We start from the raw sequence: 20,066 nt of genomic DNA on the forward strand, positions 1-20,066 counted from the left end.
TGACTCCTGACTCCTGACTTCTAACTCCCCCTACTTCCCCTACTCCCCCTACTCCCTCTACTTCCCCTACTCCCCCTACTCCCACTACTCCCCCTACTCCCCCCACTCCCCCTACTCCCCCCTACTCCCCCCTACCCCCCCTACTCCCCCTACTTCCCCTACTTCTGACTCCTGAATTCTGCTGTAAAATATATGAAAATTATTTCTTGTTCTCAACAACAGTGCTACGCTTGACGGTATTCGGGGCAATGGCACGATAAAATTCTATAACGATAAAATGTAATAAAGGTCTAAATGGCAGAAACACTATTTTTCAACGCCCTGCGGGAAGCTATTGACGAAGAAATGGCACGCGATTCTAGCGTATTCGTTCTGGGTGAGGACGTGGGACACTACGGCGGTTCTTATAAAGTTACTAAAGACTTACACCAAAAGTATGGTGATCTGCGAGTTTTAGATACCCCCATTGCAGAAAATAGCTTTACAGGTATAGCTGTAGGGGCTGCTATGACTGGGTTAAGACCGATTATTGAAGGGATGAATATGGGCTTTTTGCTCCTCGCCTTCAACCAAATTTCTAACAATGCGGGTATGTTACGCTACACTTCCGGTGGTAACTTTAAAATCCCTATGGTGATTCGTGGTCCTGGGGGTGTGGGTAGACAATTGGGTGCGGAACATTCCCAACGTCTCGAAGCTTATTTCCAAGCTGTTCCTGGTTTAAAAATTGTGGCTTGTTCCACACCTTATAACGCTAAAGGATTGCTGAAAGCAGCTATCCGCGATGACAACCCTGTATTATTTTTTGAACACGTTTTACTTTATAATTTAAAAGAAGACCTGCCAGAAACAGAATATGTACTACCGCTAGATAAGGCTGAGGTTGTCCGTCAAGGTAAGGACGTGACGATTTTAACTTATTCGCGGATGCGGTATCATGTGCTGCAAGCTGTGAAAGCTTTGGAAAAACAAGGTTATGATCCAGAAGTTATTGACTTAATTTCCCTAAAACCTCTTGATTTTGAAACTATTGGCGCATCAATTCGCAAGACTCACCGGGTGATTGTTGTAGAAGAGTGTATGAGAACCGGGGGTATTGGTGCAGAATTAACCGCTTCGATTAATGACCGCTTATTTGATGAATTGGATGCACCTGTATTGCGGCTTTCTTCTCAAGATATTCCCACACCTTACAACGGTAATCTTGAGCGCCTAACTATTGTCCAACCAGAACAAATCGTAGAAGCCGTCCAGAAGATGATGGCTTTGCGAGTTTAGGTATTTGTCAGTTGTCAGTTGTCAGTTGTCAGTTGTTCGTTGCTGTGAACCAATAACCACTGACCACTGACTACTGACCACAAGAGGAACACGGTAGCGTTGGGAGCTTCGCGTCTTCAAACCGCAGGGGAAAACGCACACGGGCGAATTGATTGCCTTCAATATTCGTGATACAATTAAATTGTCACTAAGGAACGCAAATTTAATAACCTGCAATTCTGATGTAACCTGGAATGGTGCGTTACGCTGTCGCTAACACACCCTACTTTTGCACCTTATTTAATTCACATTCCTAAAGACATAAAAAGCTACCGGGGGACTCTCGGAAAGTTACGCTTGTCAGAGATGATTCTGCCAGTAATGGCAAACAGGATCAGGGCAAGAACCGTACATCTAAGGTAATACCTGAAAAGCGGATATTATTCGAGCAGTTGTCTTGACAATTATTCGATTAAGAATCCCCGCGTCTTTAGACCGGGGAGTGTCAACTCAAACTTCTACTCACAACGCAATCAAAGAACGTTATTATAACCTTTGTTAGTTGTGAGTGATAGTATGCAAAAACAGCGATCGCTATTAGCGTTAATTATAGTTTTGGTCATCGCCGCTATTACGGTGATTGTGACAATTCCTGTCCCCTTGGGATTAGATTTACGGGGCGGCTCACAGCTTACTATTCAGGTGAAACCAACGGCGGAAATTCCCCAAATCACCGAACGAGAATTGGAAGCTGTGAAAAAAGTAGTCGAAGGGCGAATTAATGGTCTTGGTGTTTCTGAGCCATTAATTCAAACTATCGGTACAGATAAGATATCCGTACAACTACCGGGTGTCAATGACCCAGAACAAGCAGAACGAGTATTAGGTGGTACAGCACAATTAGAGTTCCGTGTCCAAAAACCGAATACAGAAACACAACTTTTTGCTTTCCAGATTACACGCAACGATCTGAAAACTAAGCGAGAAGAGTTGAAAAAATCCAAAGATCAAGCCGCGATTGATAAAAATAAGGAAGAGTTTCAAAAGAATAATCAAGCGATCGCCGAATTGTTTGAAAGTACCAACCCACCCCTCACCGGCAAATATCTCAAGGATGCCTACGGTGAACCCAATCAAGGCACTAACTGGAATGTGGCTATCCGTTTTGATCAAAAAGGTGGAGAACTCTTTGCTGGACTCACCAAAGAGCTTGCTGGTACAGGTCGGAGTATTGGTATTTTTCTAGATAATGAAGTCATTAGTTCACCCACCGTAGGACCAGAACACGCTGCTACTGGAATCACTGGTGGTTCTGCTATTATTACGGGTCGTTTTCAAGCCCAAGAGGCTAATGATTTAGGGGTACAATTGCGCGGGGGTGCATTACCTGTTCCTGTGGAAATTGCGGAGAGAAGAACAGTAGGAGCTACTTTAGGAAAAGATAGTATTCAAAGAAGTATCTACGCTGGTATTGGTGGTCTGACTTTAGTATTAATATTTATGGTGTGGTACTATCGCCTACCGGGAATGATAGCCAATGTTTCACTAATAATTTACTCCATACTGACTTGGGCTGCATTTTGTTTACTAAGTGTTACCCTCACTTTGCCGGGAATTGCAGGTTTTATTCTCAGTATTGGTATGGCTGTTGATGCTAACGTCTTGATTTTTGAACGCACCAGAGAAGAATTACAAGCAGGTAAATCTTTATATCGTTCTGTAGAATCTGGTTTTTACCGCGCCTTTTCCAGTATTTTAGATAGTAACGTTACTACCTGGATTGCTTGTGCTGCATTATTTTGGTTAGGTTCAGGATTAGTCAAAGGCTTTGCACTTACCTTAGCTTTAGGCGTAGGGGTGAGTATGTTTACCGCAATTACTTGTAGTCGCACATTGATGTTTTTAGTTATTTCTATTCCCTCTTTGCGGAACACACAACTTTATGCTCCTAATGTGCCAGTAGCAAATAAGACAGGAGTGGCACAATGAGACTAGATATTAACAAGGCACGGGGTACTTGGTGGACTATTTCCGCTGTGATTATCCTGGTGGGTATTATCTCCATGGTGATATCCACACTCAATCCCAGTATCAAAGCACCTCTGCGTCCCAGCTTGGACTTTATCGGCGGAACCAGGTTGCAATTTGTGCGGGACTGTGACAAACCTGGTAACTGTGACCAACCCATAGATATTAACCTAGTTCGAGAAGTCGCCAAATCCCAAGGACTTGGAGATAGTAGCATTCAGTTAATCTCTGAAAATGGCCAAGAAAATGGTATTACTATTCGCACAAAGAAGCTGGAAACAGAACAGCGAAGTAATTTGCAAAATGCTTTAAGTGAAAAAATTGGCGTTTTCGACCCGAAAAAAAATCAAGATGACTCCGTTGGTGCAACTTTAGGAAAGGAATTATTTACTTCGGGAATCTTAGCTTTAATAGTTTCCTTTGTCGGGATTACTGTTTATATGGCTTTCCGGTTTCAGTTGGACTATGCCTTATTAGCTATTGTGGCTTTGTTTCACGACATTCTGGTAACAACTGGAGTTTTCTCAATTTTAGGGTTAGTTTTCGGCGTTGAAGTAGATAGTCTTTTCATTGTTGCTTTGCTAACTATCACAGGTTTCTCTGTAAATGATACTGTGGTGATTTATGACCGCATTCGAGAAACCATCAAACTCCATCCTGAACAACCAATTGCTGAAATTGTTGATGATGCAGTTAACCAAACTTTGTCTAGGTCAATCAACACCACTTTAACAGTTTTATTAACACTATCTGCTATTTTCCTGTTTGGTGGAGAAACCCTCCATTATTTCTCTTTGGCTTTAATGGTAGGCTTTTTAATGGGAGCTTATTCTAGTATCTTCATTGCTAGTACACTCCTGATTTGGTGGCGAGAACGCAGTGAAAATTACTCAGTTGACAACTCTGTAAGTTCTCCAGAAATTTAAATTTCACTCATTCCTAGCCTCTGGCTTCACTCGTTCCTAGCCTCTGGCTGGGAATGTCTCCGTTGAGGCTCTGCCTCCTTACTACACTAAACCCCTTGTATCGTAATAAGGAATGTGAATTAAATAAGGTGCAAAAGTAGGGTGTGTTAGCGACAGCGTAACGCACCATTCCAGGTTACATCAGAATTGCAGGTTATTAAATTTGCGTTCCTAAGGAGAGAAAAGAGTAAAATCTTAACTCAAGCAACAGAATAGGTTTTTCGTGATTTTACAAAAGTCCATGTCCCAACCGTGTTGAGTATAACTAGCGGCAGAGCCGCAATGATGAGCATTCCCAGTCGGAGACTGGGAACGAGATTTTGAACTAGATTTTGAACTAGATTTTATCGGCGCACAGTATATCTTTCCTATGGATAAACCTGAAGAACCACAAATTGAACCAGAGACAGTGGAATTAGACCCGGCTTTTGCTCAACAATTACAAAAACTATATAGGCTAAGAGTATATGGCAGATGGTTATTTGCCGGTTGTTTATGGCTGACTATTGCGCCTTTTTGCTTATGGAATTTACGAACTGAAATTTCTTTGTTACGAGAATATTTTACCTGGGTAGGACTACGATATACACTGATTTTTCATCCTCTATCTACACTGGGTTTAAGTTTATGTATTGGTATGACGACTTCTGTTTTAGTTTGGCAAAGTCGTAATATTATATGGGGATTACCATTACAAGAACAGGAAAATTTAAAAAAGCAACTTTATCGGATTCGTCAACAAGGATCTTCTCATCCTTTATGGAAATGGGTTTGTTAATAATCAGGGAATAGGCACGAAGCGAAGTCATTTAGGGTGCGTAATTTACAGGAATAAATCAAATGTCATATAGTGAATTTACTCTAGACAAAGTTAGAAAAGCCTTTGCTTTAACGATTATAGATAAAATTAATATTTTTGCATCTATCCCAGAAATTGAATGTCCAGATTTACTAACAGAAGTATTAAAAGAAAATCTACCTTTAGCACTTGCTAGTAATACTGAAAAATCCCGTTCTGAAATGATAATTGCGCCGATTTTAATAGCTGCTAGAAAATATTTAAACAATCAAATCAGTTTATTTTCAGGGATTGATTTTACAGTAGACACTGAACAAGGATTAAACGGTAATTGTGATTTCATTATTAGCCGTTCACCTGAATTATTAATTATTAATGCTCCCGTTGTCACAATTGTAGAAGCTAAAAAAGAAAATATTAATGCAGGTTTAGGACAATGTGTAGCAGAAATGATAGCCGCCAGAATGTTTAATGAACGTGAAGGTAATAATATTCAAACAATTTATGGTACTGTCACCACTGGTACTAACTGGAAATTTTTAAAACTTATTAATCAAGTGGTAGAAATTGACTTGACAGATTATTATATTAATAATATCGGTAAAATTCTCGGTATTTTATCTAGTATCGTGATGGAATAGGTATTCTATATGCTTCCGGAGTCAATTACTGCTGAACAAAGAACGGTTTTATATAACGTTAGCTGGGATACCTTTGAAGCCTTGTTGAAAGATACAGGTGAGGATAGGGGAACGTTTAGCGGCCAAACTACAGCAAATTGTCATCAAACCCGGAACAAGAACCCCACCCCCAACCCCCTCCCCGCAAGCGATGAGGGGGCTAAGATGTACCTCATAAGATTGGAAATTGCTGTAAGAGAATTGAATATTGACCCTGACATTTTATAAAAAAATACACTTTGTGTAGGTTGGGTTGACCCAAGGAAACCCAACATTTCAATACGTAGGGTTTGCTGAAAAAGTTGTCTGTGAGGGCAGGGAACAGGGAACAGGGAACAGGGAACAGTTTCAACTATCTGGATATCCTCAATTTTCCAAATCCGACAAAGAAAAATGCACCTATTTTGAGACACCATCAGCCAAAACCTTGCACTTTTTTGTGATAAAAATCCGCGAAACCCTTATTAATAAATGGTTTTAGCTTTATTTAGCAAGCCCTACGTAATGATCACGTTTTAAGCTTTGTGTAGGTTGGGTTGACGCAAGGAAACCCAACATTTAAAATATTCGATTAATTTTGCACTGAAGACTTAGAACTGATTATTTTTGATGAAACATCAAACTTAACCATCTCACAAAACCATTAAAATCATTCCTAATTTATGGAGCGCCTAAAATTGAATATTAATAGTATCAGAAAACCAATCATCATTAATTAACTGTTCTAAAGTATAAGGACATTGCTCAGGAAAAGTGTTTTTCTTTAATCCTGTTTTTGCTATCACATACTTAATAGCTTTTTGATAATTATTTTCTTTTTCTTCGTTTAGGTGTTTTCTTAAATTCCTAGTCATATCTGTTTCTAATTCATTGCGGAAATTAACAATTTCTGCTGCCCAATGACGACGATTTATACTTTCTGCTTCCCAATATTCAATTAATAATAAATGAATGATGATTTGTCTCAAATAACTTTCCCCACTACGTTTAGTATCTCTAACCAAATTTTCTAAAACCTCACTTAAACTATCTAAATCTAAATCATTTAATTGATCATTTTTTATTTGTTCCAAAGTCATCTCATACCAGGCTAAATAGTCTGATTTATATAATTTTTTTAAGTTATTTGTGCTTAAAGTTTGCATATTTCCACCTCAAAAAATAATATAATTTGATTATACCCCATAAAAATCCTCATGCAGAATTTCCTAATTTAAGTAGGTGAGCGTTGAAAATTGTCGTTATGGCAAGGCAAAAGGCAAGAGGCAAGAGGCAAGAGTGAAGAGGGTTTGGGCGATTTTACATTTCTTTACACAGTTTGGTTTTATTGTGTTCACCTACTTACAGTGCTTTGCGGTGCTAATTTGAGTTTTTGCAGTTCTTCCTCAAGGTTTTGCAGTCGATCTAACATCTGTTGAAATTCTTGTGCTTCCTGCACTACAACCTCAGCTTTGCCATTGACAGTCAGCACCAGTGGGGATTTTGTCAACTTAATTTTTTCTACGTAGTCTTTGGCGTTACGTTTGAAATCGGTAAGAGTTTGGATATTTTGGAGATTAATTCTAGTTTGCATCGCATCTAATAAAATGCTGAATAATACATATTATAAGATGTTTTGTGGCTATTTCTGCTATAGCTACCCAAGAGATTTAGAATATAAAAAAACTTATTTGAGTAAAGTGACTCAAAAAAACGTAAATCATCATGGGGAAGTCCCACAAAGCAGCAATACTACTTATTATTCCCTGCTAGGACTCCATCCCGGAGCATCAGTAATTGATATTCGTCGTGCTTATCGGGAACTGAGTAAACTCTATCATCCAGATACGACAGAATTACCTGCTAATATTGCTACGGCTCAATTTCAGCAAATCAACACAGCTTACGCTACCCTGAGTAATCCAGAACGGCGCTTAAACTATGATTTAAAAATTGGCTATTCTCGATTTGGTGTCATTCAAGTCCCACCAGATTTAAATCACTCCGTGCATAAACCCTACGATTTTTCCAAATCAATGTATTTGGATGCAAGCGATCGCCCCTTGTCTGCTGGAGAAATATTTGTATTATTTATTTTGGGGTTAACCATTGTTGGTTGTATGCTATTAGCTCTGGCGATCGCCATTCTCCGTGGAGAAGCAATTAGTTAAACTCAATTTCCCACCTCTAAAATCACCAATAATTCTGAATTGAACTGCTTATGCTTGCCGCTGATACACCCCTATATAGTCACTCTTTACCACAAATCGAACAATGGCTAAAAAACCAAGGTTGTCAACAAGACGATACCCAACTACATTGTTGGCGTGTCCAACGATCTAGTTGGGAAGCGGAACTTTGGTTAGATACTGAACAAATTACAGTTCGCTATTTTCAATCAGGAGAAAACCGTCAAGATATACAACGGTCCTTTAAATATTCCCTGAGTCGGGAAGACATCGAAGAAGCCGTTTTTTCAGGACCATAATCTGGGGGAGGTAGGGGCGCAGGGCCTGCGCCCTCTTGAATTGATTGATAATTGTCACACCTTCCCAAACCGACGTTCTCTTTGTTGATAAGCAGATAAAGCGCGATGAAACTCATGACGGTTAAAATCCGGCCAGAGAGTATCAGAAATATAAATTTCACTATAAGCCATTTGCCAAAGTAGGAAATTAGATAATCGCATTTCCCCACTGGTGCGAATTAATAAATCTGGATCTGCTATTCCAGCCGTATATAAATGAGCTTCAAATACTTCTTCAGATATATCATCAGGCTGTAGTAAATCTTCTTTAACCTTTTGAGCGATCGCCCGACAAGCCTGTAAAATCTCCTGCCTACCCCCATAATTAGTCGCAATTGTAAACCGGATACTCTGATTATCCTTAGTTTGATCCATAGAATGGGAAATCTCAGCCTGAAGAGCCTGTGGTAAAGCCGATAAATTACCCACAAACTGAATTTGCACATTTTCCTCCACCATTTCCCGCAGTTCTTGGCGTAAAACGTGTTGAAATAGATTCATCAAAAATTCCACCTCCTCCTCTGGTCTTTGCCAATTCTCCGTTGAAAAAGCATAGGCAGTTAGTGCTTTAATTCCCCAGTCCTTGCAACAGTGCAGCAAATCCTTGAGAGCATTGACACCAGCCTTATGACCCATCATGCGGGGTAGACCACGACTTTTTGCCCATCGGCCATTACCATCCATAATTACCGCGACGTGCTGAGGTAGTAATTGTTGTTTTAAATCAAGAGGTAAATATTGCAATTCAGTTTGTTGTGTTTTCATTTTTTATCTTGAGAAGCAGTCGTACCCCTACGGGTAGCGTGTCGAAGGCAAGGTAAGCCAAGTAGCCGGGACATTAATTTTAGTGATTTATCACCAAGTTGACGAACTAAACTTAAAAGACCAGGTGCATGAGCCTCCCGATCTACAGTCGGAGAAAATCGAGTTTCTAAAGACTCTTTGAGCTTTTTAATAGTTAGTGGTCTATATAGAGTTCCCTTTTCCGCTAAGGAAATAGAACCCGTTTCTTCTGATACAACAACACAAATACAATTTTCGACCCTTTCAGTAATTCCCATTGCTGCCCGATGGCGTGTTCCCAACTGCCGCGACGCTGTGCGTCCTGAAAGTGGTAGAATTATACCAGATGACACAATGCGCGAACCACGAATTAACGTTGCTCCATCATGTAACAAAGTTTTCGGTTGAAAAATAGTTTGGATCAGTTCTTTGGAAACTTCAGCATTTAGCTTCACTCCTGGGACTGAAAAATCTTGTTCTTCAATAGGCCCTGTGGTTTCCAAAATTAGTAAAGCGCCAATACGATTTTTTGATAACTCTTTAATTGCATCAACAATTTCATCAATTACACTATCGGACTTAGGAATTGCTCTGGCATTATTTTGAAATAATTGCCAAAATTCGCCACGTCCCAATTGTTCCAAAAAACGGCGAAATTCTGATTGCAGCGCCACAGCCATAGCCACAGCACAGCCAATCACCAATTTTTCGAGAACAAAATTTAGCAAAGGTAATCCTAACTTGCCACTGAGCGCCGAGCAAAGCATTAAGACTATAAACCCTCGCACCATCCATAATGTGCGCCGTTCACTAATAATCATCAGGATCATGTATGTCAGTGCCAGCACCAACACCATATCCAGAGTCCCAAGGAGCAAGGACTGCGACCAATCTCCCAGGTTTATCAGCCATTGCTTCCACCAATCTCTCATGACATCTGGATTCTTATAGTCATTTGTCAGTTGTCAGTTGTCAGTCGTCAGTTGTCATTTGTGATTTTTTAACCACTGACCACTGACCACTGACTACGGACTATTTAAGTCTTTCTGGTAGGCGATCTTGTCGAATCAAGTCTTGATAAGTTTCGCGTTGCAAAATTAAATTTGCTTCGCCATTTGCCACTACAACTGCTGCCGGTCGAGGGAGGCGATTGTAGTTAGATGCCATACTGTAATTGTATGCACCAGTTCCCATAACTACGAGAATATCATTTGCTTCAGTTTTTGGCAGTTGGGCATTTTTAATCAGAATATCTCCTGATTCGCAATGTTTACCCGCTAATGTCACAATTTCGGTGCAAGGATCAGATATTTTATTCGCAACCACCACCCGATAAACTGATTGATAGGTAATAGGACGCGGATTATCTGACATTCCGCCATCAATCGCCACGTAGGTGCGAATTTCAGGAACCACCTTGGTAGCGCCAACCGTGTAAGCAGTGACACAAGATGTGGCAATAAGCGATCGCCCTGGCTCACAGAGTAACTTTGGTAAAGGCAAGTTTTCCGATGTACAAGCAGCTTGTACAACCTCACAAATTGCCTTAGACCATTCGGCAATGCTTGGTGGATCATCAGATTCTGTATATTTAATCCCTAAACCACCACCAACATTTAATTCTGTCACCTGCAAACCATGTTTAGCCGCATCTCTTAACCACTGCACCATCACAGCGGCTAAATCTCTATGTGGTTGACGTTCAAAAATTTGTGAACCAATATGAGCGTGTAACCCCACACAGTTTAAACTAGGCTGTTGACTCACAAAAGTAAACACCTCTTGTAAATCATGGGGATCAAAACCAAATTTACTATCTAAGTGTCCAGTGCGAATATATTCGTGAGTATGGCATTCTATTCCAGGAGTTAAGCGTAGCATGATCCGAATGGGCGAAAGAAAAGAATTTTCCGTTTTCTCCCCTGCTATTTTCACCAGCATATCTAATTCATGCCAGTTATCCGCTACGATAGTACATCCAGACTGAATCGCTAAAACCAACTCATCATGAGATTTATTATTTCCATGTAAGTAAATTTTATCAGGACTCATACCCGCATTCAACGCAGTATAAAGTTCGCCACCGGAGACTACATCAATTCCTAAACCTTCTGAGGCAACAATGGCACAAACCGCTAAACAATTCCATGCCTTAGAAGCATAAAGTACCTGAGATTCTCCCTTGTAATATTCCTTAAAGGTATCTCGATATTGCTTACAAGCTGTCCGCAGGGTTTCCTCATCTAAAATATATAAAGGTGAAGCAAACTGTTCAACTAGGGTTGTGACATCACACCCACCGATTTCTAGATGATCATGATCATTAACTCTCGCCGTCAAAGGTAAGAGTTGTTGATTAGGAGAAATATCAGCACTGTCACCGCTTGTTGACTGTAAATATTGACGGCCAGAAAGTTGAACTTCGACGGGGTAAGTCGATACCATAACTAATAAGAGTTGTCTTTGTGAAAAATCAGGCCATGAGTATATGTCCTGATTTCCAGTTTACCCTCTCATTGGTATGGTAATGGATAATTGGTAATTGATAATTAACCTTCCTCAATCCTCAAAAATTGTGATTTCATCCGACTTAAAAATTCAACCTTTAACCACAGATAATTTAACTGAACTATTAGAACTAGATAAAGCCTGTTTTGATGGTTTATGGACTATGGAAGGCTACCTGCGGGAGTTAGAAAGTCCTAATAGTCATTTTTTGGGTTTATTTTCACCTTTTAATCACTCCGAATTGTTAGGAATGGGGTGCTTTTGGTCAATTTTAGAGGAAGCACACATTACAATTTTGGCAGTTCATCCCCAATATCATGGTCAAGGACTGGGAAAAGCTCTATTATATTCCCTTCTGCAAACTGCGGCTGATATTGGTTTGGAGAGAGCTACCCTCGAAGTCCGTGATTCTAACCACGTTGCTATTTCTTTGTATCAAAAATTTGGTTTCAAGACTGCGGGAAAACGACGGGGTTATTACAAAGATAACAATGAGGATGCCTTAATTCTCTGGCTGTCTGAACTACAACAACCACATTTTCTCAAAAATCTAGATCAATGGGCAACTTTTATGAGTTCACCCTTCTAGTGGTCTGTCAATCCAAAAATGACGGGTAAAGGCAAGTAGGGGGAGAAGAGGGGTAGGGGAGTAGGGGAGGGAAAACAGAAGTTTTTCCTATTATTACCCGTCAAAATAAATTTGACGAACTACTATATTCCAACTGACAACTGACAACTGACAACTGACAACTGACAACTTCCTAATCTTCCAGTGATTGGGATTGCACTTCAACGGCTTTCACATCAATTGTTCCTTCTGGTGTGAAGCGTTGAAATTGAAAGTTTTTAACTAATAGTTGTTCACCACAGTTAGCACATTGTACTTGACTGTTATTTACCCCTGTTAATTCATATCCACATACAGGACACTGGTTAGTAACTAAATTCTTTTGTAACCACCAGCGAAACCCAAAGAATGCTATCACAGGCAAAAGAAACAGTAAACCCAAAATAATTACCAAGGAATTAACTAACCAGCCCAATCCCAATGATGCTAATAACCAGGCGATCGCTAACAGGGTTAGCCAGGGGCGGATTTTCTCAAAATTAAATTGCAAGTTTTTAAAGATCATGTCTATTTCTTTTTGCTAATAAAATATTAATTCTTCTTTAAATATTATTTCTTTGTGGGGAAAAAGGTTTTTTAGTCTTGTCTGAATCATAACAAACATCACAAAATAATTACAAGTTGTAATCATTTTGACTTTTAATTTTTAAATGCCGGTTAGCTTACTAATTTTTAATTTTGCCGTTCTTCTAAACAATATTTAACAATTAACAGGCAATTTCTACTATCTGAATCACGTTCATATACAACTTTATCCGCCAAGCGGCGGAGTAAAAACCATCCATATCCACCCACTTGTAGAGTCCCCGGTTCTGGCTCAGTGATTACATCGGGATTAAATGGTTTTCCGTAATCCCAAATTCTCACCTCCAGCCTATCAGTCCATAAACTGACTTGAATTTCTATAGTTGTTTCCGGTGGTAAAGCATGATGAGCATGACGAACTGCGTTGGTAAAACCTTCAGCTAAAGCTAGGTTGAGACGATAAAGTTGGCTATCTGACCAGCCATATTTAGGTAAATATTGCTGACAGAATTCTTCAAACCATTGTTGTACTGGATTTAAGAGCTTAAGATCGCTCCTTACCGTCCGATGGTCTTGCTGCACTATGCTAAGCATTGACCGTGACTTAAATAGAAAGTAATTGAACAGTAGTGGTGTTTTTTGTGATTTGAGAAGTTCACATTTAGGAATGGTGATGATTAGATTAGAGATAAAACTAAATACTTTGGTTTTAACTCTATCCTCATCACTAATCAATACCTTGTCCATTTCCTGTAGGTTGGGTTAAGCGACAGCGCAACCCAACGCATTTGTTGGGTTTCATGCTAATTGCTCCGCAACGCTAACGCGAACAACCCAACCTACAAATCAAGGCTTTTTCTAATTTGGACAAGGTATTGTTAATTTGAAATAATCTTGCCGCAATTCTAGTAGTTCGTCAAATTTATTTTGACGGGTAATGATCGGAAAAAACTTCTGTTCTTCCCTCCCCTGCCCCGGTGCCTCTCTTCTCCCCCTGCTTGACTTCACCCGTCATTTTCGGGTTGACAGACTACTAGTTCGGTTAGCGTCTGTTGATCTTCAAAAGTATATCTGTTTTAAAATACCAGTAACAATTAGACCATCAAATAATTGTGGCTATTTGTTTGTCAGATATTATCCTGTATATACTCCTGAAAATCACAGACGCTACTAGATTTAGTTTTAACTGTAACTACCTTAGAATAATCCTAAAGTTAAGGATTTGTCTAATGGCATTGCAGCACCAATACCTAACCAGATGGTAACAAGAGTACCAAAAAGAAATACTGTTGTTGCTACGGGACGACGGAAGGGGTTTTGGAACTTATTCACGTTTTCCAAAAAGGGAACGAGAATTAATCCCAAGGGTACAGCAGCCATTGCTAACACACCTAATAGTTTACTAGGTAGTGAGCGGAGAATTTGGAATACAGGATATAAGTACCACTCTGGCAAAATTTCCAAAGGAGTAGCGAAAGGATTGGCTGGTTCACCTATTAAAGCGGGATCTAGAACTGCTAGAGCCACAATACAGGCGAAAGAACCCATAATTACGACTGGGAATATATAGAGTAAATCGTTAGGCCAAGCGGGTTCACCATAGTAGTTGTGACCCATGCCTTGGGCAAGTTTAGCTCTTAATTTGGGATCGCTTAGATCCGGTTTTTTTTGGGTTGACATTTTTAAATGCGCTCTCCGGCTGAAGTGAAGTTAAAGTATTGGTGGAAGCTGTCAACAATACAACTAGCTCAAGTTTCCGATAGTAGTTTATGTCTACAACTTACAAGTTATTTTCTCTTTAGTTTAAAACAAACTACGATGATCTGGAAACACAAGTTTTGCCTATTTGCTAACAACTTTGATTACAAAGGTCCAGAAATACCTTGTTTGCGAATCATCAGGAAGTGGAACAACATGAAGACGGCAATTAACCAAGGGAGAACGAATGTGTGGGCGCTGTAGTAGCGGGTAAGGGTGGCTTGACCAACACTAGAACCACCACGGAGTAAATCGGAGATGAGAACGCCGACTACGGGAATGGCTTCTGGTACACCACTAACAATTTTTACAGCCCAGTAACCAATTTGATCCCAAGGGAGGGAGTAGCCTGTTACACCGAAAGAAACGGTGATAACTGCGAGGATAACACCACTGATCCAGGTCAATTCGCGGGGCTTTTTGAAGCCACCTGTTAGGTAAACTCTGAATGTGTGGAGGATCATCATCAATACCATCATGCTGGCTGACCAGCGGTGAATGGAGCGAATTAACCAACCGAAGTTGACTTCATTCATGATGTACTCTACGGAGGAGAAAGCTTCGGCAACGGTGGGTTTGTAGTAGAATGTCATCGCAAATCCGGTGGCGAACTGGATCAGGAAGCATACTAGGGTAATTCCACCTAAACAGTAGAAGATGTTAACGTGGGGAGGAACGTATTTGGTGGTGATATCATCAGCAATTTCTTGGAGATCCAAGCGTTCCTCAAACCAGTCATAGACGTTAGCCATACAATCTTAAAGTCCTAAAAATAGATTGCGGTTGATAAGTTTTGTTATGCGAAGCTTAGTCAGCCATGACTATTCAACTAACCTCAGTTAGAGGGTTCGCTTCTCGCTTCATCCAAGAGAATGGGGTTCTACTTGTCCACGAGCGTAGATTTGGGTGTAACTCACCCTATTTTTGATAAATCTTCCCGTCTTCTTGTCTTTACGAGCCAACGCTAACTATGTTGACTCCAAAGATGATTTTATCGTTGATCAGGAAGAATGGGCAGCTCATAAATTTGGACTAGCAACTTTATGAGAAGAATGCACTTCTTCTATAAAAAAAGTAACATAGTCGAGAGATAGATTTCATCAGCAACTGAGCATTACAGAAATTTTTAGGGAATTTGAGTCTGAGATGGCACTGAAATTAGGGTTCATTCACAAACGGGTTTGGCGGCTAGGATGCTTACTGCTATTGCTTTTTGGTTTGGTGTTGGCAGGATATGTTCCGCCGGCTTCGGCTTTGACTCCAGAACAGAAGTTAGTTTATGAAGTATGGCGAATTGTTAATCGCTCTTATTTGGATGGGACTTTTAACCATCAAAGCTGGCTTGATGTGCGACAAAATGCGTTAAAAGGACATTTTGCTAATCATGAAGCAGCCTATACTACTATTCAGGCGATGCTAAAGAGTTTGGATGATCCTTTTACCCGGTTTCTTGATCCTGAGAAATATCGCAGTTTGCAAGTTAGCACTTCTGGAGAGTTAACTGGTGTGGGATTACAAATTACTCTTAATCCCCAAACTGGTGTTTTGGAGGTGATTACACCTATTAATAATTCTCCGGCGGATAGGGCGGGTTTAAAACCACGCGATCGCATTTTGAAGATTGAGGGTTTATCTACAGAGAATCTGACCCTTGATGAGGCGGCAGCGCAGATGCGTGGATCAAGAGGCAGCGTGGTTACGCTTTTAATTGGCAGGGAAGGAGAACAGGATCAGGAGGTTATCTTGGTGCGCGATCGCATTTCGCTGAATCCTGTTGTTTCTGATTTACGATTATCCCCCCAAGGAACCAAGATTGGCTATCTATCACTGAGTCAATTTAGTGCCAATGCTGTTACTGAGTTGGCACAAGCTATTTCTATTTTAGAAAAAAAAGGCGCGTCTGCCTATATTCTTGATTTAAGAAATAATCCCGGTGGACTCTTACAAGCAGGAATTGAAACTGCTCGTTTATGGTTAGACTCTGGCACAATCGTTTACACTGCCAACCGTCAAGGCATTCAGGGAACCTATGAAGCCTTTGGACCGGCTTTAACGACAGATCCTTTAGTAATTCTCGTTAATAAAGGAACTGCCAGTGCCAGCGAAATTCTCGCGGGTGCATTACAAGATAATCATCGCGCCCAATTAATTGGGGAAACAACTTTTGGTAAGGGTTTAATTCAATCTTTGTTTGAATTGTCCGACGGTTCTGGTTTGGCGGTGACAATTGCTAAATATGAAACTCCTAACCATCGAGATATTAATAAGTTGGGAATTAAGCCTGATCAAATTATTCCCCAACCATCACTTAACCGGGAGCAAATCGGCACAAATGCAGATGCTCAATATCAAGCGGCTATTGAACTTTTGAGTAAAAAATTGGTAATGAATAATGAGTATTCAGGAAAAAAATAGGCATTGCTGAATTTAGCTTAACCGACAGAAGCCCCACGTCTGACCCGATAGGGCAGCGGGGGATGAATGGCGCGTGAATTGACGACGGTTTTCCGGCGGATTGAGTGTGATCGCTCTTATTGCGTCAACAACAATTACAATGGGAAATTCTACAAAGCTTGATAAAAGTCTGGATAGGGCATATTTTGGGCGATTTTCCAAATGAGTAGATAATGTTCATTAGTTAGCTTATAACCATTTATGGCTTTAATTACCATAGATTGATCACCAGCATTTATTTTCTTTAAGCTTTCAGCCACCCATCTGCGTGTACTCTCATTATGTGATGTGTTAATTAATTTTACCAAGGCAGCAATTGCAACTGGATTACCAGGGTCTATTTCCCCTAACCTATAGGCCGCCAACCTAAGAATATCTTCATCCTGTGATGTGTTAATTAATTTTACTAAAGCAGCAATTGCAACTGGATTACTAGGGTCTATTTCCCCTAAGTTATAAGCCGCCCACCTACGGGTCTCCTCATCCTGTGATGTTTTAATTAATTGTACTAAAGCAGCGATCGCAACTGGATTACCAACACCTATTTTCCATAAGCTTTCACTCACATAATTACGGATAACAACATCCTGTGATGTATTGATTAATTTTACCAAAGCAGTGATCTCAACTGGATTACCAGGGTCTATCATTCCTAAGATTTTAGATGCGTTCCTAAGTGTCTCCTCATCCTGTGATGTGTTAATTAATTTTACCAAAGCAGCGATCGCAACTGGATTACCAACGCCTATTTTCCCTAAGCTTTCAGCCACAAGTCCACGGATGAAAGTATCTGGTAATGTGTTAGTTAGTTCTACCAAAGCAGCGATCGCAACTGGATTACCGGGGTCTATTATTCCTAAGCTTTCAGCCGCCTGCAAACGGGTATACCACGAATCCTGTGATGTTTTAATTAATTCTACCAACGCAGCAATCACAACTGGATTACCAACGCCCATTTTCCGTAGGCTAAGAGCCACATACTTACGGATAACCCTATCCTGTGATGTGTTGATTAATTCTATCAAAACAGGGATCTCATCTGGATTACCAACGCCTATTTTCCATAAGCTTTGAGCCGCCCGCCAACGGATACCCTCATCCTGTGATGTATTGATTATTTTCACGAAAGCAGTGATCGCAACCGGATTACCAACGCCTATTTGCTCTAAGTTTGCGGCCGCAAACTCACGGATATTATCCTGTGACGTATTGATTAATTCTACTAAAGCAGCGATCGCAACTGGATTATCAGGGTGTATTTTCCCTAAACTAAGAGCCGCACATACACGGATAAACTGATCCTTTGATGTCTCGATTAATTTTACCAGAGCGGCGATCGCATCTACATTACCAACGCCTATGTTCTCTAAGTTTTCAGCCACCAACGTATGAGTTACATAATCTTGTAATATCTTGATTAACTCTACCAAAGCAGTAATTGCATCTAGATTACCAGTACCTATTTTTCCCAAATTAACAACTGCCTGCCGACGGATACCCTCATCCTGTGATGTGTTGATTAATTTTATTAAAGCAGCGATCGCAACTGGATTACCAACGCCTATTTTCCCTAAGCTTTCAGTCGCCTGATGACGGATACCCTCATCCTGTGATGTGTTGATTAATTTTATTAAAGCAGCTATAGCTCTTGTTCGGTCTGTTTCTTGTAGTGCTACATCTGCTTGATCGTGAATATTACTATAATTAGAATGATCTAATGACCAATTAACAATTTGCTTGACTATTTCATCTGCTTGAGAAAAATCTTTGAATTCAGCAATTCCAGCAGCAGCTAAAAAATAAGTTTGATATTCATAAAAACCTTTATCTTTATATTTCACACAGCCATCTTTAAATTCAATTAATGCCTCAATAAACTTTTCTTTTCGATTTCTTAACTTTTCTTCTGGTCGTCCTAGCCAAAGTAATATTGGCTGCTTCCACTGTGGTTCAAAAATCCGGTAGCTTCCCACACTAGGATTTTGAGGAACATGATTAAGAAAGAAATGCCAATCATCAATTACTGTTGCTGCAAAGTATTCTTGAAATGAGGCATGAAAAAAAGCATAAACAGGTTTTATTTCTGTATCTATCCCTACCTGATTAAGCCAACCCAATTTCAAGGCTAAACTTAGTAGTGAATCTTCATCATCAGCATCACCCAAAAACTGATTAATAAACTCACCCCGCAAGCGAAAACGAGTTGCTTCTTTATCTATTGCTTCTTTCGCTAATTCACCTAATTTAATATTCAGTTGTTGGCGTTGTGCTGCTTTTGTAACGAATTCCTCTTTTTTCCATTTATAAAAATCATCAACTAATTGCTGATAAAATCCCGCTTGTGTATCTGGGAATTTGCCTTCTCTAGTTTGCCAATTTAAACAAAGTAGCGTTAACCTTAGAGGATTTTTAACTAAATCTCGAATGCGCTCTTTACCTGATTCTTTTAAAGTATTACATAACCGTTTACCTCGTTCTCTATCTGGTTCAGAAATTGCGGTAAACCAATTATCAATAAACTTTTCTACCTGTTCAGGATAAGAAAAATCTAAAGTTCGATAGGTATCAAAATCATTAAGCGCATTGCTGCCACCATCCCATAAATTTAACCGACAAGTTAAAACTATTCGCGCTTGATTAATACATCCACTTTCCCGAATTTGTCTATGGATATCAGCTAAAATATGACCAGAATTACTAGATATTTCATCTAACCCATCTAATAATAGCCATACTCGACTTTTGTTAAATTGGGTGACAAAATCATTTTTAATTTTATCTGTAGCTTCTGCTTCTCCTATTCTATGACTAGCAGCAGTTAGCCAAGTATCAAATAAATATTTTTCTAATTCTCTACCTTGTAAATCGGCTAAAGATAGCCAAAGAATAATTGATTGATTAATGTCCTGAGATAAATAATCAACAATTTGTTGTAATAAAGTAGTTTTACCAGCCCCAGGTTCGCCAATAATTGCAATGCGTTTACCTTTACTTTTGGGTGTGTTTTTCTGTTTTAAAACTTGTTCTAAAAATTCTTTATTATCAAACTTCTGAGTAATTTCAAGTTCTTGATAAAGTTCTGATCCTTTATTTGGGAAAGAATCATTTTCACGCTTAGATATTTTTTTCCGTTCCACTAAGCCTAGTGGCACATAAACATCTTGCACTTGCAAAT

18 protein-coding genes and 2 pseudogenes are annotated in these 20,066 nt (G+C 39.8%); 10 read left to right on the forward strand and 10 right to left on the reverse strand.

What is annotated here, in order from left to right:
* Positions 1-294: 294 nt before the first annotated feature.
* The 6 genes and pseudogenes from FJR37_RS17600 to FJR37_RS27030 all read left to right on the forward strand — a co-directional run.
* Entirely contained in the window at positions 295-1,278 is a 984-nt protein-coding gene (locus FJR37_RS17600) for an alpha-ketoacid dehydrogenase subunit beta (RefSeq protein WP_039204864.1), read from the forward strand.
* A 555-nt stretch (positions 1,279-1,833) separates the two neighbouring features.
* On the forward strand, positions 1,834-3,246 hold the full coding sequence (gene secD, locus FJR37_RS17605; RefSeq protein ID WP_039204862.1) for a protein translocase subunit SecD: 1,413 nt from the start codon (positions 1,834-1,836) through the stop codon (positions 3,244-3,246).
* Positions 3,243-4,211, forward strand: coding sequence for a protein translocase subunit SecF (secF, locus tag FJR37_RS17610; protein ID WP_039204860.1), 969 nt, complete (start codon positions 3,243-3,245; stop codon positions 4,209-4,211). Before secD ends, secF begins: the two co-directional genes overlap by 4 nt.
* A 409-nt stretch (positions 4,212-4,620) precedes the next feature.
* Complete coding sequence (locus FJR37_RS17615; RefSeq protein WP_039204859.1) at positions 4,621-5,028, forward strand: hypothetical protein; 408 nt, start codon at positions 4,621-4,623, stop codon at positions 5,026-5,028.
* A gap of 62 nt (positions 5,029-5,090) precedes the next feature.
* On the forward strand, positions 5,091-5,690 hold the full coding sequence (locus FJR37_RS17620; protein ID WP_039204858.1) for a hypothetical protein: 600 nt from the start codon (positions 5,091-5,093) through the stop codon (positions 5,688-5,690).
* A 9-nt stretch (positions 5,691-5,699) separates the two neighbouring features.
* A pseudogene (locus FJR37_RS27030) lies at positions 5,700-5,804 on the forward strand (Uma2 family endonuclease); the annotation flags it as partial.
* Between the two features lie 596 nt (positions 5,805-6,400).
* On the opposite strand, the gene FJR37_RS17625 reads toward FJR37_RS27030, so the two are convergent.
* Both FJR37_RS17625 and FJR37_RS17630 read right to left on the reverse strand, forming a co-directional pair.
* Positions 6,401-6,874: a DUF29 domain-containing protein gene (locus FJR37_RS17625; RefSeq protein WP_168466664.1), complete on the reverse strand. Its 474-nt coding sequence runs from the start codon at positions 6,872-6,874 to the stop codon at positions 6,401-6,403.
* A gap of 215 nt (positions 6,875-7,089) precedes the next feature.
* A pseudogene (locus FJR37_RS17630) lies at positions 7,090-7,302 on the reverse strand (type II toxin-antitoxin system prevent-host-death family antitoxin); the annotation flags it as partial.
* A gap of 106 nt (positions 7,303-7,408) precedes the next feature.
* Between FJR37_RS17630 and FJR37_RS17635 the strand changes: the two are divergent.
* Together FJR37_RS17635 and FJR37_RS17640 are read left to right on the forward strand one after the other, a co-directional pair.
* Entirely contained in the window at positions 7,409-7,879 is a 471-nt protein-coding gene (locus tag FJR37_RS17635; RefSeq protein ID WP_039204865.1) for a J domain-containing protein, read from the forward strand.
* Between the two features lie 50 nt (positions 7,880-7,929).
* Positions 7,930-8,196 (forward strand): DUF3143 domain-containing protein, encoded by a 267-nt coding sequence (locus FJR37_RS17640; protein WP_053540303.1) that lies wholly within the window; start codon positions 7,930-7,932, stop codon positions 8,194-8,196.
* A 54-nt stretch (positions 8,197-8,250) separates the two neighbouring features.
* Here FJR37_RS17640 and FJR37_RS17645 read toward each other — a convergent pair whose 3' ends face one another.
* From FJR37_RS17645 to lysA, 3 genes are all read right to left on the reverse strand, one after another.
* Positions 8,251-9,000: an isoprenyl transferase gene (locus FJR37_RS17645; protein WP_168466665.1), complete on the reverse strand. Its 750-nt coding sequence runs from the start codon at positions 8,998-9,000 to the stop codon at positions 8,251-8,253.
* A complete protein-coding gene (cdaA, locus tag FJR37_RS17650; RefSeq protein ID WP_168466666.1) occupies positions 8,997-9,950 on the reverse strand; it encodes a diadenylate cyclase CdaA in 954 nt (317 codons plus the stop codon). The genes FJR37_RS17645 and cdaA overlap by 4 nt, the downstream gene beginning before the upstream one ends.
* A gap of 100 nt (positions 9,951-10,050) precedes the next feature.
* A complete protein-coding gene (gene lysA / locus FJR37_RS17655; RefSeq protein WP_053540300.1) occupies positions 10,051-11,463 on the reverse strand; it encodes a diaminopimelate decarboxylase in 1,413 nt (470 codons plus the stop codon).
* Positions 11,464-11,593: 130 nt separating this feature from the next.
* Between lysA and rimI the strand changes: the two genes are divergently transcribed.
* Positions 11,594-12,115, forward strand: a complete 522-nt coding sequence (rimI, locus tag FJR37_RS17660; protein ID WP_053540299.1) for a ribosomal protein S18-alanine N-acetyltransferase — start codon at positions 11,594-11,596, stop codon at positions 12,113-12,115.
* Between the two features lie 172 nt (positions 12,116-12,287).
* Here the strand turns inward: rimI and FJR37_RS17665 are convergent, their stop codons facing one another.
* From FJR37_RS17665 to petB, 4 genes are all read right to left on the reverse strand, one after another.
* On the reverse strand, positions 12,288-12,659 hold the full coding sequence (locus tag FJR37_RS17665; protein WP_168466667.1) for a hypothetical protein: 372 nt from the start codon (positions 12,657-12,659) through the stop codon (positions 12,288-12,290).
* A gap of 167 nt (positions 12,660-12,826) precedes the next feature.
* A complete protein-coding gene (locus tag FJR37_RS17670; protein WP_053540297.1) occupies positions 12,827-13,273 on the reverse strand; it encodes an anti-sigma regulatory factor in 447 nt (148 codons plus the stop codon).
* A gap of 603 nt (positions 13,274-13,876) precedes the next feature.
* Positions 13,877-14,359, reverse strand: a complete 483-nt coding sequence (petD, locus tag FJR37_RS17675; RefSeq protein WP_168466668.1) for a cytochrome b6-f complex subunit IV — start codon at positions 14,357-14,359, stop codon at positions 13,877-13,879.
* Between the two features lie 182 nt (positions 14,360-14,541).
* Positions 14,542-15,189 (reverse strand): cytochrome b6, encoded by a 648-nt coding sequence (gene petB / locus FJR37_RS17680; protein ID WP_027404375.1) that lies wholly within the window; start codon positions 15,187-15,189, stop codon positions 14,542-14,544.
* 394 nt (positions 15,190-15,583) lie between these two features.
* Here petB and ctpA point away from each other — a divergent pair, with 394 nt between their 5' ends.
* On the forward strand, positions 15,584-16,852 hold the full coding sequence (ctpA, locus tag FJR37_RS17685; RefSeq protein WP_168466669.1) for a carboxyl-terminal processing protease CtpA: 1,269 nt from the start codon (positions 15,584-15,586) through the stop codon (positions 16,850-16,852).
* A gap of 149 nt (positions 16,853-17,001) precedes the next feature.
* Here ctpA and FJR37_RS17690 read toward each other — a convergent pair whose 3' ends face one another.
* On the reverse strand, positions 17,002-20,058 hold the full coding sequence (locus FJR37_RS17690; RefSeq protein ID WP_371416134.1) for a HEAT repeat domain-containing protein: 3,057 nt from the start codon (positions 20,056-20,058) through the stop codon (positions 17,002-17,004).
* Between the last annotated feature and the right edge of the window lie 8 nt (positions 20,059-20,066).

Source organism: Aphanizomenon sp. UHCC 0183 (genome assembly GCF_009712065.1).
Taxonomy (GTDB): Bacteria; Cyanobacteriota; Cyanobacteriia; order Cyanobacteriales; family Nostocaceae; genus Dolichospermum; species Dolichospermum heterosporum.

Coding starts and splice junctions, on each gene's coding strand:
- FJR37_RS17600 (WP_039204864.1), top strand. CDS start 295: ATGGCAGAAACACTATTTTTCAACGCCCTGCGGGAAGCTATTGACGAA.
- secD (WP_039204862.1), top strand. CDS start 1,834: ATGCAAAAACAGCGATCGCTATTAGCGTTAATTATAGTTTTGGTCATC.
- secF (WP_039204860.1), top strand. CDS start 3,243: ATGAGACTAGATATTAACAAGGCACGGGGTACTTGGTGGACTATTTCC.
- FJR37_RS17615 (WP_039204859.1), top strand. CDS start 4,621: ATGGATAAACCTGAAGAACCACAAATTGAACCAGAGACAGTGGAATTA.
- FJR37_RS17620 (WP_039204858.1), top strand. CDS start 5,091: ATGTCATATAGTGAATTTACTCTAGACAAAGTTAGAAAAGCCTTTGCT.
- FJR37_RS17625 (WP_168466664.1), bottom strand. CDS start 6,874: ATGCAAACTTTAAGCACAAATAACTTAAAAAAATTATATAAATCAGAC.
- FJR37_RS17640 (WP_053540303.1), top strand. CDS start 7,930: ATGCTTGCCGCTGATACACCCCTATATAGTCACTCTTTACCACAAATC.
- FJR37_RS17645 (WP_168466665.1), bottom strand. CDS start 9,000: ATGAAAACACAACAAACTGAATTGCAATATTTACCTCTTGATTTAAAA.
- cdaA (WP_168466666.1), bottom strand. CDS start 9,950: ATGAGAGATTGGTGGAAGCAATGGCTGATAAACCTGGGAGATTGGTCG.
- lysA (WP_053540300.1), bottom strand. CDS start 11,463: ATGGTATCGACTTACCCCGTCGAAGTTCAACTTTCTGGCCGTCAATAT.
- FJR37_RS17665 (WP_168466667.1), bottom strand. CDS start 12,659: ATGATCTTTAAAAACTTGCAATTTAATTTTGAGAAAATCCGCCCCTGG.
- FJR37_RS17670 (WP_053540297.1), bottom strand. CDS start 13,273: ATGCTTAGCATAGTGCAGCAAGACCATCGGACGGTAAGGAGCGATCTT.
- petD (WP_168466668.1), bottom strand. CDS start 14,359: ATGTCAACCCAAAAAAAACCGGATCTAAGCGATCCCAAATTAAGAGCT.
- petB (WP_027404375.1), bottom strand. CDS start 15,189: ATGGCTAACGTCTATGACTGGTTTGAGGAACGCTTGGATCTCCAAGAA.
- ctpA (WP_168466669.1), top strand. CDS start 15,584: ATGGCACTGAAATTAGGGTTCATTCACAAACGGGTTTGGCGGCTAGGA.